The 14,929-nt window shown below is 67.8% G+C and carries 10 protein-coding genes, 1 tRNA gene, 1 pseudogene and 1 CRISPR repeat array (1 of these 13 only partly in view); of the genes and pseudogenes, 2 read left to right on the top strand and 10 right to left on the bottom strand.

Going from position 1 to position 14,929, the window contains the following annotated elements; genetic code table 11:
• Positions 1 to 653: a CRISPR direct-repeat array (repeat unit 28 nt; unit sequence CTCGTCCCCGCACGCGCGGGGGTCTTCC) (it extends 413 nt beyond the left edge of the window).
• Between the two features lie 25 nt (positions 654 to 678).
• The 5 genes and pseudogenes from selB to SALPAC6_RS0108400 form a co-directional block, all read right to left on the bottom strand.
• Positions 679 to 2,451 (bottom strand): annotated as a pseudogene (gene selB, locus SALPAC6_RS26880) (selenocysteine-specific translation elongation factor); the annotation flags it as partial.
• Positions 2,442 to 3,737 carry an L-seryl-tRNA(Sec) selenium transferase gene (gene selA, locus SALPAC6_RS0108415; protein WP_018252986.1) on the bottom strand — a complete coding sequence of 432 codons (1,296 nt, stop codon included), beginning with the start codon at positions 3,735 to 3,737 and terminating at the stop codon, positions 2,442 to 2,444. The gene selA and the pseudogene selB, both read right to left, overlap by 10 nt.
• Positions 3,734 to 4,744: a selenide, water dikinase SelD gene (selD, locus tag SALPAC6_RS0108410; RefSeq protein ID WP_018252985.1), complete on the bottom strand. Its 1,011-nt coding sequence runs from the start codon at positions 4,742 to 4,744 to the stop codon at positions 3,734 to 3,736. Before selD ends, selA begins: the two co-directional genes overlap by 4 nt.
• 25 nt (positions 4,745 to 4,769) lie before the next feature.
• A tRNA-Sec gene (locus SALPAC6_RS0108405) sits at positions 4,770 to 4,865 on the bottom strand.
• 351 nt (positions 4,866 to 5,216) lie between these two features.
• Positions 5,217 to 6,392, bottom strand: a complete 1,176-nt coding sequence (locus tag SALPAC6_RS0108400) for an FG-GAP repeat domain-containing protein (RefSeq protein WP_018252984.1) — start codon at positions 6,390 to 6,392, stop codon at positions 5,217 to 5,219.
• 257 nt (positions 6,393 to 6,649) lie between these two features.
• Between SALPAC6_RS0108400 and SALPAC6_RS0108395 the strand changes: the two genes are divergently transcribed.
• On the top strand, positions 6,650 to 7,081 hold the full coding sequence (locus SALPAC6_RS0108395; protein WP_018252983.1) for an ester cyclase: 432 nt from the start codon (positions 6,650 to 6,652) through the stop codon (positions 7,079 to 7,081).
• A 53-nt stretch (positions 7,082 to 7,134) separates the two neighbouring features.
• Here the strand turns inward: SALPAC6_RS0108395 and SALPAC6_RS0108390 are convergent, their stop codons facing one another.
• The 5 genes from SALPAC6_RS0108390 to SALPAC6_RS0108370 all read right to left on the bottom strand — a co-directional run bounded on the left by SALPAC6_RS0108390 (position 7,135) and on the right by SALPAC6_RS0108370 (position 12,853).
• Complete coding sequence (locus SALPAC6_RS0108390; protein ID WP_188115252.1) at positions 7,135 to 7,905, bottom strand: ABC transporter permease; 771 nt, start codon at positions 7,903 to 7,905, stop codon at positions 7,135 to 7,137.
• A gap of 29 nt (positions 7,906 to 7,934) precedes the next feature.
• Complete coding sequence (locus tag SALPAC6_RS0108385) at positions 7,935 to 8,921, bottom strand: daunorubicin resistance protein DrrA family ABC transporter ATP-binding protein (protein WP_018252981.1); 987 nt, start codon at positions 8,919 to 8,921, stop codon at positions 7,935 to 7,937.
• Between the two features lie 97 nt (positions 8,922 to 9,018).
• Positions 9,019 to 10,179, bottom strand: a complete 1,161-nt coding sequence (locus SALPAC6_RS0108380) for an FG-GAP repeat domain-containing protein (protein WP_018252980.1) — start codon at positions 10,177 to 10,179, stop codon at positions 9,019 to 9,021.
• A gap of 455 nt (positions 10,180 to 10,634) precedes the next feature.
• Positions 10,635 to 12,086, bottom strand: coding sequence for a vanadium-dependent haloperoxidase (locus SALPAC6_RS0108375; protein ID WP_223874431.1), 1,452 nt, complete (start codon positions 12,084 to 12,086; stop codon positions 10,635 to 10,637).
• A 107-nt stretch (positions 12,087 to 12,193) separates the two neighbouring features.
• Entirely contained in the window at positions 12,194 to 12,853 is a 660-nt protein-coding gene (locus SALPAC6_RS0108370; protein WP_018252978.1) for a nuclear transport factor 2 family protein, read from the bottom strand.
• A gap of 289 nt (positions 12,854 to 13,142) precedes the next feature.
• Here SALPAC6_RS0108370 and SALPAC6_RS0108365 point away from each other — a divergent pair, with 289 nt between their 5' ends.
• On the top strand, positions 13,143 to 14,915 hold the full coding sequence (locus tag SALPAC6_RS0108365; protein WP_018252977.1) for a PD40 domain-containing protein: 1,773 nt from the start codon (positions 13,143 to 13,145) through the stop codon (positions 14,913 to 14,915).
• Positions 14,916 to 14,929: the final 14 nt, after the last annotated feature.

Below are 14,929 nucleotides of genomic sequence, written 5' to 3'. Positions count from 1 at the left end.
GCCGCCCGCCAAGCCCTCGTCCCCGCACGCGCGGGGGTCTTCCCCAGGCACCGAGTCCGTTGGCGGTCACGTCCCACTCGTCCCCGCACGCGCGGGGGTCTTCCCCGCATGATGCCGGCCGCTGCTACATCGACGGGCTCGTCCCCGCACGCGCGGGGGTCTTCCCGCGGCAGGCAGACCGGGCTGTTCGTCGGTATCCTCGTCCCCGCACGCGCGGGGGTCTTCCGACGAAGCCATGCGAGGCGTATGCAGCCTCAGCCTCGTCCCCGCACGCGCGGGGGTCTTCCGACGAAGCCATGCGAGGCGTATGCAGCCTCAGCCTCGTCCCCGCACGCGCGGGGGTCTTCCCGTGCTGGGGCGGAGCGTTCGGTAAGGTGCCGCCTCGTCCCCGCACGCGCGGGGGTCTTCCTACGATTGAGCAGGCGACGCGATACAGCCCGGCCTCGTCCCCGCACGCGCGGGGGTCTTCCGACGTTTCAGCATTTGGCGTGGGTGGCTCGCCGCTCGTCCCCGCACGCGCGGGGGTCTTCCTCAGCGCCGCTTGGACGACACGCTCCCAGCGTCCTCGTCCCCGCACGCGCGGGGGTCTTCCGCGGTGGGGGCCGGTCGGCGGTCAGCGTGGCGACTCGTCCCCGCACGCGCGGGGGTCTTCCGTACGGCTCGCTCGACATCGAGCAATGGGGAGCTAATGACCCGGTGCGTGTTGTTCACGCGTCGGGTCGCACCCTGCTTGTCGAGGTACTCGAGAAGCGGTACCGCGACGCGGCGGCTGGTGTCCCATGCGGTGCGGGCCTGGCTGACGGTGAACGGTTGCTCGATGCTCGCGAGTCGGCGCGCCGCCTCGGCCGGTGCGTCGGGTAGCAGGTAGACATCGGGTGCGAGACGGCAGAGCAGACCGGCGTTGACCGCGGCGGCGAGGTGTTGGCGGGACAGCCGGTGTCGTGTGAGCTCCTCGGTGCTGGGAGCGGCGAACGGGTCCTCGCGCAACCGCGCGTGGATCTCGTCGATCGCTCGGCGCACTGGTTCGGGGAAGCGCGTCTTGGCGTCCTTGCGGCGCACGCCGCCGCTGTCGAGGACAAGCCCTGCGTCGGTGATGAGCGCTTCGATCAGCCGAGGATCGGCGATGCCGGCTCGCCGGGCCGCCGCCTCCGGCGCGAGGCCGGGTGACAGCGGGTTCGCCGCCGTCCACTCGTCGACGGCTGCGCTCAGCGCGGACAACCAGGTCTTCCAGACGGTCGGGTCGACCAGCCACTCACCCGCGGCGATAGCATCCGGCGGTGCCTCGGCTTCCTGGGCCAGGACGCCGGCGGTGACGAGCGCGTCGCGTCGCACGGCTCCACGGCGGGTGATCTCGGACGCTACATCGGGTTGATCGTTCATCCGCGTCAGTTGGTGGGCCCGGCGCTTGGCGTCGCCTCGAGCGTGCAGTCGCGCTGGGAAGGTGTCAAGCACGACGACGCCGGCGACGATGTGCTGGGCACCTGGGTCGCGCAGCAGGCCCCGCTCGCCCATGTGTAGCGGTAGCGCGGTGGTCAGGGTGAGGCGGGCGGCGTGCGGTCCGAGCATTCTCAGGCGTACGGGCACCGCCGCCGATCCGGTGTGCAGGACGAGGTGGGTAGGTAATCTGTCGGCTTGCCGTATCAGCCGTACGTCCATGGTGGTGACCTTCGTGAAGGCACCCGGCTGGACCAGCGCGTACCCGCGTCGGACCTCGTTGGCGCCGAGGCCGCGTAGGTTGACCGCCAGCCGGGACACTGCCTTGGCTCGCGCGACCTTGGTCTTGAGGCTTTGCAGGCCGCGGATCCGTACGGGTCGACCTGCGGGTTCGAGCACGAGTTCGTCGCCAACCGCCATGGTGCCTGACCCGAGTGTTCCGGTGACCACGGTGCCGCTTCCCCGTACGGTGAAGGATCGATCGATCCACAGTCTCGCTGGACCCGGCCGAGGCGCTGGAAGCGCCCGCGTGAGTTCGCGCAACGCGGTGCGCAGAGCGTCGAGGCCGTGGCCGGAGGCGGCGGACACCGCGACCGCCGGCATTCCGGCCAGACCGGTGTCCCGCAGCCGCTCGCGTGCCTGGGCGATCGTCGGCGTGGGGTCGGCGAGGTCGCAGCGGGTGACCGCGAGGATGCCGTGGCGCACGTCAAGGGCCTGCAGTGCCGCCAGGTGCTCCGCCGACTGCTGTCGCCAGCCCTCGTCGGCGGCGACGACGAACAGGACGGCGGTGACCGACCCGACGCCGGCCAGCATGTTCGACACGAATCGCTGATGGCCGGGCACGTCGACGAACGCGGTCATGTGTTCGTTGTCGAGGGTGGTCCAGGCGAACCCGAGGTCGATGGTCATGCCGCGGCGGCGTTCCTCGGCCCAACGGTCGGGTTCCATGCCGGTCAGTGCCCGCACCAGCGTAGACTTTCCGTGGTCCACGTGGCCGGCTGTGGCGATCACGAACATGCGCACTCCACCGCCTGCGCCACCACCTCGTCCTCGACTGGTGGGACACAGCGCAGGTCCAGCAGGAGGTGGCCGTCGTGAATCCGGCCGACCACGCAGGGCACGCCGCGGCGCAGCGGCTCGGCGAGTCCTGGTGGAAGTCGGACAGCCCAGCCGGGCAGCCGCAAGCCTGGCGCCGAGCCGCCGCCGACGACCCCGTCGCTGGGCGTCACCGTCGCGGCGATGCCGCTCGCCACCAGCCGGGCTGCCAGCCTCTCTGCGCGTTCCCGCAGTTCCCCCTCGTCGGCGTGTAGGGCTGAGGTGGTGGGGGTGACGGGCTGGCGAAGGGTCGCCTCCAGCGCGGCGAGGGTGAGCTTGTCGACGCGCAGCGCCCGGGCGAGAGGGTGGCGGCGTAGCGTCTCGATCACCTCTTGGCGGCCGAGCAGGAGCCCAGCTTGCGGGCCGCCGAGCAGTTTGTCACCGCTCGCGGTCACGACCGTCGCGCCCTCGCGCAGCCAGGTGGCGGCGTCTGGTTCGTCGGGAAGCAGTGGTTCCGGGCGCAGCAGCCCTGACCCGATGTCGGCGACCACCGGGACCGGTAGCCTGGCCAGTTCGGCTACGCCGACCGCCGAGGTGAAGCCCTCGATCCGGAAGTTGGAGGGGTGGACCTTGAGGATGAATCCAGTCCGCGGGGAAACGGCTTCGGTGTAGTCGCGCAGGTGCGCCCGGTTGGTGGCGCCGACCTCGCGCAGTCGGGCGCCGGCGCTTGCCAGCAGTTCGTGTAGTCGGAAGCCGTCGCCGATCTCCACCATCTCGGACCGGGCGACGACGATCTCCCGGCGCGCCGCGAGTGCGGTGGCGGCCAGCACGAGCGCGGCCGCCCCGTTGTTGACCACGTGCACGTCGCCGGCGTCGGGCACCGCGGCCCGTAAGGCATCGAGGGCGCTACGGCCGCGGCGGGCACGGGCGCCGGTGGTCACGTCGTACTCGATGTCGGTGTATCCGGTGGCGGCGGTGACAGCCGCGACGGCCGCCGCCGACAGCGGGGCGCGGCCGAGGTTGGTGTGCAGCACCACGCCGGTCGCGTTGATGACCCGGCTCAGCAGTGCGGGGGCCGGCGGCAGTGCGGCGAGCGCGGCGGGCAGGACGTCGGCGGGCTTGATCCGGTCGTCCCGGGCCCGCTGCTGGGCCTCTCGGATCGCCTGCTTCACTGCGTCGGCGCCGAACATCTGGTGTGCCTCGGACAACCGTGGATCGGCGAGCAGTGTGTCGGTGCGGGGGATGTGCCGGCGCGGGTCGGCGGTCATCCGACGACCAGGGTGTGCTCGCCATCGGCGGGAACCAGCTCGCCGATGATGGTGGCTCCGGGGATCTCCCCCGCGATCAGCAGGCCACCGGAGGTCTGCGCATCAGCGAGCAGCAGTCGCTCCCACTCGGTGACACCCGGGCCCCAACGGGTGTGTGGCCGCACCCAGTCGAGGTTACGGCGGCTACCTCCGCTGACGAACCCGTCCCGGACGGCCTCGCGGGAGCCGTCCAGGTACGGCACCGCGGCCGCGTCGACGACCGCCGTCACCCCGCTGGCGCGCGCGAGCTTGTGTACATGCCCGAGCAGGCCAAAGCCGGTCACGTCGGTCGCGCAGGTCACCCCGGCGCGCAGGGCTGCGTGGGAGGCGTCCCGGTTCAGGGTGGTCATCGTGGCGACAGCGGCCGGGAAGATCTCACCAGTCGACTTGTGCCGCGAGTTCAGGACGCCGACGCCCAGCGGCTTGGTCAGGCTTAGCGGCATCCCCGCCCGTCCGGCGTCGTTGCGTAGCAACCGACGGGCATCGCCGATCCCGGTAACCGCCATCCCGTACTTCGGTTCGGCGTCGTCGATGCTGTGGCCCCCGGCGAGATGACAACCCGCCTCGCGGGTGATGTCCTGGCCACCGCGCAGCACCTCGCTCGCGGTCGACATCGGCAGCAGGTCACGCGGCCAAGCCAACAGATTGACGGCCAGGATCGGATCCCCGCCCATCGCGTAGATGTCGGACAGGGCGTTCGCGGCGGCGATCCTGCCCCAGTCGTATGGGTCGTCGACGACCGGGGTGAAGAAGTCGGTGGTCGCGATGATCGCGGTGTCGCCGGAGAGCCGAACCGCCGCGGCGTCGTCGCCAGTCTCCAGGCCGACGAGCAGCTCATGAGTTGGCTCGGTCAGGGGGCCGAGAACACCGCCCAACGCGGCCTCCAGCTCCCCCGGCGGGATCTTGCAGGCACAGCCCCCGCCGCGGGCGTACCGAGTCAGACGCCACGATTCCTCGGCCACAACCATCGACGTACCACCCCGTAGATGTCCTTGGCGGAGGCGGACAGGAATCGAACCCGCCGGCCAGGCTGAGCCAGGCCCACCCGCTTTGAAGGCGGGGGAGACCACCAGGAACTCAAACGCCTCCATATATGAATAGATCCTAGCCCAGGCGCCGTCGGGCTTGCAGCCCCGAACGAACCGTCAAGCACCGGATGGGCCGGTACGACCGATCGGCCTTCAGCGTGCCGCACTCCGCCCTGCACCGAGTCATCCACAATCTCGACTCCAGCTCGGGCGGGGCCGCCAGACCGAGGCTGCCTGGGAACTCAGCATCATCACCGATACCCTTCGCTCGGTTGCTCTAGGTTGCCTGACGACAAGCGCTGTGTGCCCTGACCAGGGCGCACAGCGCTTGTCGAATCGCGATTCCCGACCCGGGGCCTGGGTGGGAACGTGCCGGCGCGGATGGCCGACGGGAGCAATCCATCCACCGACGTCAGTCGCCGGTGGTGTTGAGTAGCACCGACACGTTGTCGTCCAGGGAGTTTGCCGTTGCGAAGTCGGCCTTGCCGTCACCGTTGAAATCCGCCACCACGATCGCGGGTGACCCCGCACCGACCGCGATGTTCTCCGGTACGGCGAATCCACCCCGCCCGTCGCCGTGGAACAACGTCACCTCGTCGGAGTCGAAGTTCGGCGCCACGATATCCTGGTAGCCGTCGCCGTTGAAGTCGCCGGTGGCAAGGTCACCCGGGTGCACCCCGGAGGTCAGAATCGTCGGAGCGCCGAATCCACCCTGTCCGTCGCCGAGCAGCACTGCAACCTGGTCCACTTCGTACAAGGCGCTCGCGACGTCCAGCACGCCGTCGCCATTGAAGTCGGCGAGCGCCGCCCCGGAGGCCGTGTCCCCCGCTGGATAGTCCGACGGTGGGCCGAAGCGGCCACGGCCGTCGCCCTCGAGAACGCTAATGCTGCCCGAGTTGTAGTTCGATACGATCAGGTCAAACTTGGCGTCGCGGGTGATGTCGGCGATCGACAGGCGCAGCGCGCCGTCCCCGGCCGGAAAGTGCGATGCTTCGCCGAATCCGCCCTGCCCGTCGCCGAGCAGCACGGTCACATTGTCGCCATTGAGATTCGGAGTCGCCAGGTCGAGGTTGCCGTCGCCGTTAAGGTCCCGGGCTACGATCCGGGCCGCACCATCCCCTGCGGGGGTGAACACCGGTTCACCAAATCCGCCCTGGCCATCGTTCAGATACACTGAAATCTCGTCCGATCCCAAGTTCGCTGCGACGAGGTCGAGCCAGTTGTCGCCGTTGAAGTCGGCGGCAACCAGGCCGTTCGGCGTGCGACCAGCGGTTAGCGTGACAGGCGGCAGGAAGCCGCCGGTACCGTCTGCCATCAGCACCGCGACATCGTTCGAGTTGTAGTTCGGCGTGGCGAGGTCGAGATGGCCGTCGTTGTTCAGATCCGCCGCGAGGATGTCCGCGGCCGCGTCGCCGGCGGGATAGACCGTGGCGGACGCGAACGCGGCGGGCGTCTCCGGCGGCGGGCCCGGCTCAGGGGTCCTCGGCTCCAGTGCTGGGGTCGAGGCGGCCGACGTGGTCGAGGTTACCGGCGGCGGTCGTTCCCCGCCGTCGTTGTCCGTGGTGCAACCGGAGGCCACCAGCGCCACTGCGACCGGCGCCGCGAACCACCACCACCTACCTACCGCATTCTTGCGCACGGGTCTTCTCCTTGCATTCGCAGTTCCTTGGCAACCCAAGCTCATTCCCGTTATAGGCCGAGGTGCAGCGGTAGGTCTTTTTCTGGCTTGCGCGGTTCTTCGAAACGCGGTCCGGGTGAAATTCCCAGTCGATAAGAAGAAGTCAGATATTGGTGCCGGGTACAACGGGCATGTAGTGACCGGCAGAATCGGACGGAGATCGTGACATGACTGAGCAAAGTCGCAACGAGGAGACCCTCCGCGCGCTATACCGAAACTTCAATGAGAACAATCTCGACTGTGCGATGGCGCTGCTGACCGAGGACTACGAGGGCGTTGACGTTCCGACCGGCGAGGTCGTCCATGGGCCGGCGGGGTGGCGCAGGCGCCAAGAGCTGAACCGAGCGCCGATGCCGGATGCCCGTGTCGAGATCGTCAATCTGATCATCTGCGGAGATATCGCGGTAGCCGAGGTGGTCAACGAGGGCACACACACCGCGCCGTTCCCGCTACCGAACGGGGAACTCCACCCGCCGACAGGTAGCCGGATCCGCGGACTGAGCTGTGAGCTCTACTACTTCCGGGACGGCAGGATCGCCAGCGGCAAGCTGTACTACGACTTCCTGACCGTCGCGACCCAGCTCGGCCTGCCGCTATGAGCACGCCGCGCGCCCGGACCGGACACCGGGCCGGGCGCGCGGAGCCCACTTGGTCAGCGGCGCACCGCCTTGCGGTACCGGTGCGTGGCCAGTGGCACGAAGATCGCAAGGATGAGTACGATCCACCCGATCGAGGCGACTATGGGATTTTGTAGCGGCCAGGTGTCGCCCGGCGGGTAGGCCGGGTTGGTGTTGCCGAACAGCTCCCGTGCCGCCTGCGCCACCGCGGAAACGGGGTTCCACTCGGCGATCACGCGTAGCGGCCCGGGAAAGCCTTCGGGGCTGACGTAGGTGTTGGCGATGAACGACATCGGCATGATCACCATGAAGCTGGCGTTACTCACGACCTCCGGCGCTCGCACGGATAGCCCCACCACGGCGAGCAGCCACGACAGTGCGTAGGCGAACGCCAGTAGGAGCAGAAGACCCGCTACGCCCTCGCCAAACGAGCTGTCAATCCGCCATCCGACGAGCAGGCCGGCCAACACCATGACGGCCAGCGACAGGACATTATTCGCCAGATCACTGGCGGTCCGACCAAAAAGTACAGAATAGGGGGAGATCGGCAGTGACCGAAACCGGTCCACGATGCCTCTTTGGATGTCCTCGGCTAACCCGGCGCCTGTGATCACCGAATTGAACACGACGGTTTGTACGAACACACCGGCGAGCAAGAATTCCCGGTACGACACACCGGGGGCCTCGATAGCGCTGCCGAAGATGTAGGCGAACAGCAGCGTGGACATAATCGGCATGATCAGCGAGGACATGAACAGGTCGGGCATTCGCAACGTCCTGATCAGGTTCCGCTTCGCCAGCACCATGCCGTCTCCGACGGCCCACACCAATGAGCTCACCGCACTACCTCCTGCGCCTCTTTCTCCGAGGAAGACTCGGTGGGGGTCTCGACGATGTGACCGGTGAGCGCGAGGAACACGTCATCCAGTGTGGGTCTGCGTAGCGACGCGTCCACGACCTCAATCCCGGCCGCATCGAGGCGCCGTATCCCGTCTACCAGCACTCCGTCAGCGGCCGCGACGGTCACCGAGAGGCGACCCTCCGCGTCGGATACCGGTTCACCCGCCGCGACCGACGCGAGCACACTCCGGGCCCGGGAGAGATCGGCGGGGCGCGACAGGGTCACCTCGAGCCGATGACCCCCGACCTGGTCCTTCAGCTCATCGGGTGTGCCGCCGGCTAGGACGGCACCGTGCTCAATCACGGCGATGCGGTCGGCGAACCGGTCCGCCTCTTCCAGGTACTGCGTTGTGAGCAGCAGCGTGGACCCAGCCGACACCAGCTCACCGACGGTCTCCCAGGTGGCCTCCCTGCTACGGATGTCGAGTCCAGTGGTTGGTTCGTCGAGGATGAGCACCTTCGGTCGGGCAACGAGTGCACCCGCCAGGTCGAGCCTGCGCCGCATACCACCGGAGTACTCCTTGAGCCTACGGTTCGCCGCCTCGGTGAGCCCGAATCGTTCGAGGAGCTCCCAGGCACGCGACCGCGCGCCACGCCGGCCGAGGTGGTGCAGCCGGCCGAGCAGTTCGAGGTTTTCCTGCCCAGTGAGCATCTCGTCGACGGCGGCATACTGGCCAGACAGACCGATGGTCTGGCGAACCTGCCGGGCCTGCCGTACCACGTCGAGCCCGGCAATCTCCGCGTGCCCCGCGTCGGGTTCGATCAAGGTGGCGAACACCCGCACCGCTGTCGTCTTTCCCGCACCATTGGGGCCAAGTAGACCGAGCACAGTGCCCTCGGCCACCTCGAGATCGAAACCGTTGAGCGCGGTCGTCTCGCCGTACCGCTTCACCAGCCCCTGCGCCACGATCGCTGCCGTCATCGTCGTCTCCTGCCCCGGCGTGCGTCGTCGGATTACTTACCGGGCGACCATACCGGACGATATGTCTAATTGTCATACGCCACCGGTAAGTGATTGGTCACTGACTGGTGCTATTGCGGAGCACGGTGACGTTGTCGTCGTGGGAGTTGGCGGTGGCGAGGTCGAGTAGGCCGTCACCATCGAGATCGACTGCGACGATCTTCACCGCACCGTCCCCGGCGTACACGTACACCGGGTCCCGAAACGTGCCGTCACCGTTGCCAGGAAGCACAGACACGTCGTCGGACTCGAAGTTCGCGGTCGCGAGGTCGATCGCGCCATCACCGTCAAGGTCAACCGCGACCAGCCCCGTCGGACCATCCCCAGCGGGAAGCATCGATGGCGCGGCGAAGGTGCCGTCGCCGTTTCCGATAAGCACCGATGTGGTGTCGCCCTCGTAGTCTGGTGTCGCGAGGTCGACGTGCCCGTCTCCATTGAAATCTGCCATGGCGATTCCGTGTGGACCGTCGCCCGCTGGCGAGGAGACCGCAGGCGCGACCCCGCCCGCGCCGTCGCCGAGCAGCACGCTCACATCGTCGGAGTGGTGGTTGCCGGTCACCAGGTCGATCCGGCCATCGCCATTGACGTCCGCGGCCACGATGTCAGCGGTGCCGTCGCCCGCGGCGACATGCACGGGTGGGGCGTACCCGGTGCCGTCGGCCAGCATGATGCTGATGTCGTCCCCGTCATAGTTGGCGGTCGCGAGGTCAAGCAGATCGTCGCCGTTCAGGTCGACGGCGATCACACCGGACGGGCCGTCACCCGCCTCATACGCGACCGGCTCGCCGAACCCGCCTGCGCCGTCACCGTGCAGCACCGTGACGGTCTCGTCGCTGACGTTGATCGTCGCAATATCCTGGTTGCCGTCATTGTTCAGGTCCGCAGTCACGTTACGCAGCGCGGCAGGTCCGGCGGCGACCTCAACCACCTGTCGCACGCCTGCCCTGCCATCGCCGAAGAGCACGGACGCGTTGCCCGGCCCGAGGTTCGGGGTGATCAAATCGGGTACGCCGTCGCCGTTGAGGTCCGCAGCCGCGATTGCGCGCGGGTTGTCGCCGACCGGCGTTACGGCCGAGATATCGAACGACAGCGGCGGACCCTTGGGCTCCTCGCCCGGTTCCGGCGCCTGATCGGTCGTGCACGCGGCGCAGAGTGCTGCCGCCGCTGCGAGTGCGAACAGCCGCCTGTCGCCGGCCCTGGACCACGTGTGCTGAATCATCGCATTACCCCTTGCCCTGTCGCGGAACGCTCTTTCCTACGATCGATAGCTCGCGTGAACATCCGCCTGCTTACTACGCCTTGCGGCAAATCATTCGTGTGTCATGCCGCCCTGTCGTGAGCGGAATGCCGACAGCGGCGCGGTATGACAGCAACACCAGCCGATGAATCCGCGCACCCTGAACATCGCGGGGAAAGCCAGCCCCCGGATCAGAGTCGGCCCGCTGCGGTGTTGCCGGCGGATCTGGATTCGGGTTGTCGCTTGCCGTGTAGGACTGTGTGGGGCCGGCACACGGGTCGCACTCGAGGTGAAAGTCGGCGTCGGCAAACCTGGATGCCGTCGAGTTCGAGTTGGGGAGCGCTGACCCGCGTTCGTGGAATGGAACAACAACCTGTGCCGCGCGGCGGTCAGGGCGACCGGCCGCGCGGCGCAGGCTCTGAGGTACACCGAACGGGTCAGAACCGCACAGTGGTGCCGTCGAACCTGGTTACCGTGAACCAGTGGGGTTCCTTGAACCAGGCCTTTTGCTCACGGAGCAGTTGAATCGCGAGGCTCTCACCCAGCTTTGCCGACTCCGTCCAGTCGGTTCGCCAGTGCACGCCGGCGATGTTACGGCCGATGCCGACGTTCGCAGCCAGCTTGTTCAACTCTCCGCCAACCGTGAGCCGGCCGGCGTCCTGGCCTTCGTACGGCACTAACGCAGTGCCGTCCTCGTTGGCCTGGACTGGGTTTTCCCACACCGCAGTCTCGTCGAACCAAGCCTTGAGGACGGTCGCAGCGGCCGCGGCGGCGGTCCCATGGCCCGCACCATAGGACGGGTGCATGGGCGAGCCTTCCGGGAATGCCTGTGGCAGCAGGTAGGAGCCCCATTTCGAGAACACCCGGGTGACCGCGTCGGACTCGAGGACTTCGCGATCGATGAACTCGTATGCCCGGCCCCCGCTCAGTCGCTGGTGCACCCGCGCACCGAAGACCTCGGGGCGCAGCCTACGGTGCACGAACCACTTCTGATACCACACGGCACGCAGTGCCCGATTGGCTACCTCGGTCACCAGCGCCAGCAGGTGCGGGGTCCCGAACGTGGAAAAGCCCTGCTGCGAGGTGCTGTCCGCGTACGGGTTACCCGCGTCGACTGGCACACCGAGGCTGTCCAGGATCAGCCCGGCATGGAAGAACGCCTTTGCTGGGGTCGGTCCGCCGTCAAAGTGCAGCCAGTGGGCAAGAGCGCGCGGCGAGTACAGGAACCGCCGATTTTCCTGGTCACGCTCGGACGGCGCCAACGTCCGGTTCCACCCTCGCTGCACCTTTAGATACGTGCCGAACGTAGTCATGTAATCCTGGTTGGGACGCACGGTGTCCTGCCGCTGCTCGAACCGGTACGTGCCAAACTGGATATCCCGCCAGAGGAACTGCGACAGGTACGGTCCGACGTGATCGCCCGGGCTGTCACCGCGGAACAGCAAGCCGGGTGTGACCCGACCGTTTTGGCGTACCGCCCGGTAGTCCGACAGCCTCGTCAGGTCATCGGCCGCCGCCTGTGCCACGTCACTCTGGGTGAGCCGCGTGAACGGCACGTCCCTACAGAGGGCCATCCAATAGAGCTCACACAGCTCGGCGGACAGCTCCGCCGAATCCATCCTGGGTGCGGGCGGTATGGTCATGTCCGTGCTGCGTGGACCGATCGCATCGATCGAGAGCCCGGCCTGCGGGTTGACCAGCGGCCGCTCGCAGGAGGGGTCAAGCTCAATTCCCTCGATCTGACCGGGATCTCCAGTGGACAGCCGACGAACGAACTGCCGGTAGGCAGACCGATCAACTTCACCGAACTCGTTGTGTGGCAACCCCTTGGAGAAGTTTCCGAGGTAGTCCGGGTACAGGTTTTCCTCTCCATTGGTCACGTGGGTCACCGGTGCGGGCGCGGTGCCCGCCGTGGTGTGCTCCGGCCGAATGATCCGGCCGACGGTAGAACTCATGTCTCGTCCAATCTCCCGCGGACCCGGCGCAGCACGGCTATTCAGTCCCGGCGGGTTTGCCCGGATGTCAGGGTGACGCCTGGCCGTGACTCGTGCCCGTCGACGACGACTCGACCGACGCCATCCTGAGTCACTACGCGGGCACCTGGTATCACCTGGCCGTTGTCGTCGATCGGCACGCCGGCCGCGTTCACGCGGAAGCGCGGGCCGGCCTCGGACATGTGCCAGTGGCGCCACTTCCAGCCGTTTGCGGTGCGAACGGCGAGCGCGCTGGCCCGCAGTGGCTGATGCTCCTTGGTCGTGTCCGCCTTGGAGATCACGACGTCGCCCTCCTCGTTGATGAGGCCGAGCGTCGCCGTCGCCACCACCTGGTTGGCCGTGATCGACTTCACCTGGTTCTCCCCGCTAGCGGGAAACAGGGTGGTGAGGTACTCGCGCATCGCCGCCTTTTCGCGGATCACCACGGGCGAGCCGTCCAGTGCCACGAGCTCGTAGGTGGTGAAGTCCTCGGCGAGCGAGTCGACGATCCAGTCGATGTCCGCCCGCGCGTACGCCTCCTGTAGCTCCGCGAGGAAGCCACGGATCTCGCTCTCGGCACGGCCGTCGGAGACGAACTCGGTGCCCTCGTCGGCGCCGGTGGCACCGAGCAGACCGCGCGAGAATTCACCGAGCTGTCGGCCGAAATCCTGAACCTCAGTCACAACAACCACTCCAATCGATAGTTACGTCTACAGGCCACCGGCGATCTTCGACCCCGGGCGCACTTCCCAACTGCGGTGACGCCGAGCGGATCGGGACATCGCCGCCACTGACGTTTCTAGCCACCGGCGGTGTGCGGGGACTTCTCACCCCTTGCTTGGCCGGAGACCGTGCGGGAACGGCGCGAGTACCCACACGGCGATAGCAAACGATGAGAAGGCCAGAAATGCACGCCGCGCATATCGTGCCGAATAGCTTGGGACGAATCGCAACGGTGACCTGGAGAACACGATGAATGGTTCGGTGAGCTCGCTTCCGCAACCGGGACCCGTGCGTGGCCCGGCGTTCCAGCTGCACAGGCTCGCTGAAGACCCGGCCGGAGCAGGCGACGGGGCGATCTCGCCGGACGGCTCGCGCTTTGTCGCCGCGTCGCGGCGCGCGGGCTCGCTCAACCTCTGGTTCTACGAGATCGCCACCAAGCAGTGGCACCAGGGCACCCGCGGCGCGGGCGAAGACCTCGAGGCGCAGTGGTCTCCCGACTCCATGTGCCTCGCGTTCACCTCATCCCGCAGCGGTCATAAGGCGATCTGGCTATACAGGGTGCACGAAGCGCGGATCAGCAGGCTTACATTCGGCTCTCACGATGAGGAGTATCCGCACTGGTCGCCGGACGGTTCTAAGATCATCTTCGTCGGGGGTGACTGGGGACAACGGCACTTCTACCTGGTAGCTGCCACAGGCGGGCCGCCGGTGCCGGTGACCGACAAGCCCGGCCGAGCGGGCGCGTGCGCATACCTGCCCAATGGCAGCGGCCTCATCTGCCACTCTTACGACACCGGCGCAAGCGTCGTGTCGATCCTGCCGCTGGATGGTGGTGCGCCGCGGCAGGTGACCAACGGCCGCGCGTGGGACTACAAACCGACCGTTTCGAGCGCGCACCCGGTCGTCGCGTTTTCGCGGAGTGTCGAGGGACGCTCGGTGATCTGGGTGCAGCGGCTCGACGAGCCGAACCGCGGGCGCGCGTTAGTCATGGATGCGGCCGATGACCGGTGGCCGAACTGGACCGCCGATGGGCAGCACCTTTTCTTCCATCGGCTCGTCGACCGTGGGGTCGGCATCTGGGTCCTCGACCGCCGTACCAACGCGGTCGTACAAGTCGTTGGGCCGAACGAACAGCCGAGGTACGGCAGCATCTCCCCCGACGGCACTCGACTTATCTACGCCATGGAGGAGACCGGGCGATCCACGGTGAAGGTCCGCGACATCGGCGGTGGGGTGGCGGAGCCCCTGCCGCTCGGGGACGCGGCGTTTCCGCAGTGGGCCCCGGACGGCCGCACCGTCGCCTATCTCACGCGGAAGGCGAGCAGGCTGCGGTGGGAGATCGCGACCTACGACCTCGTGACGGGCACAAGCACGGTGTGGACCTGCGGCGTCACATGGCTCAAGGGCCTGTACGGTCCGTTGGACTGGTCACCGGACAGCACCCGGCTCGTCTTTAAGTCCGAAACTGAGCCATTCGAGGCGGACCTGTGCGTCCTGGACGTCCGGGACGGCCGGATCACCAAGCTCACCAAGGACCCATGGTGGGACGAGGCGCCGTCGTGGACCCCGGACGGCGCGGGTGTCATCTTCATGTCCACCCGCGGCGGCGACTGGACCTGGGGCCTCTACCGCAAAGAGCTGGGAAGCGGCGAGATCGTCACCCTGGCCCGCCCGGACTACATCGAGAAGAACAACCCCCGCCTGCTGCCAGACGGCACGCTCATCTACTCCCTCGTCGCCTCGGGCGTCGAGGATCTGTTCGAACAACTGCCCAACGGGAGCGGGCGTGTGCTCTCGTCGGTCGGGCCCGCCGCCCGCTACCCGGTGCCGAGTCGGGACGGCTCGATGCTCGCGTTCACCCGCACGCACCGCACTGTCGAGTACTGGCTGGCGAGAAACGTGTGGGGTGACGGCTCCCCCGTCGCGGACCTCGCGGATGGCGAGGCGCGGCGGCGCGGCACCCGCGACCCGCGGCCCCGAACCGGGCCGGTACGCAGCCCGGTTGACACGCGCCGCAGATGATGTCCGCTCCGGCC

Source organism: Salinispora mooreana, from assembly GCF_000379065.1.
Taxonomy (GTDB): Bacteria; Actinomycetota; Actinomycetes; order Mycobacteriales; family Micromonosporaceae; genus Micromonospora; species Micromonospora mooreana.
The sequence above is the reverse complement of the archived record's forward strand: the minus strand, read 5'-3'. Positions and strand labels throughout refer to the sequence as shown.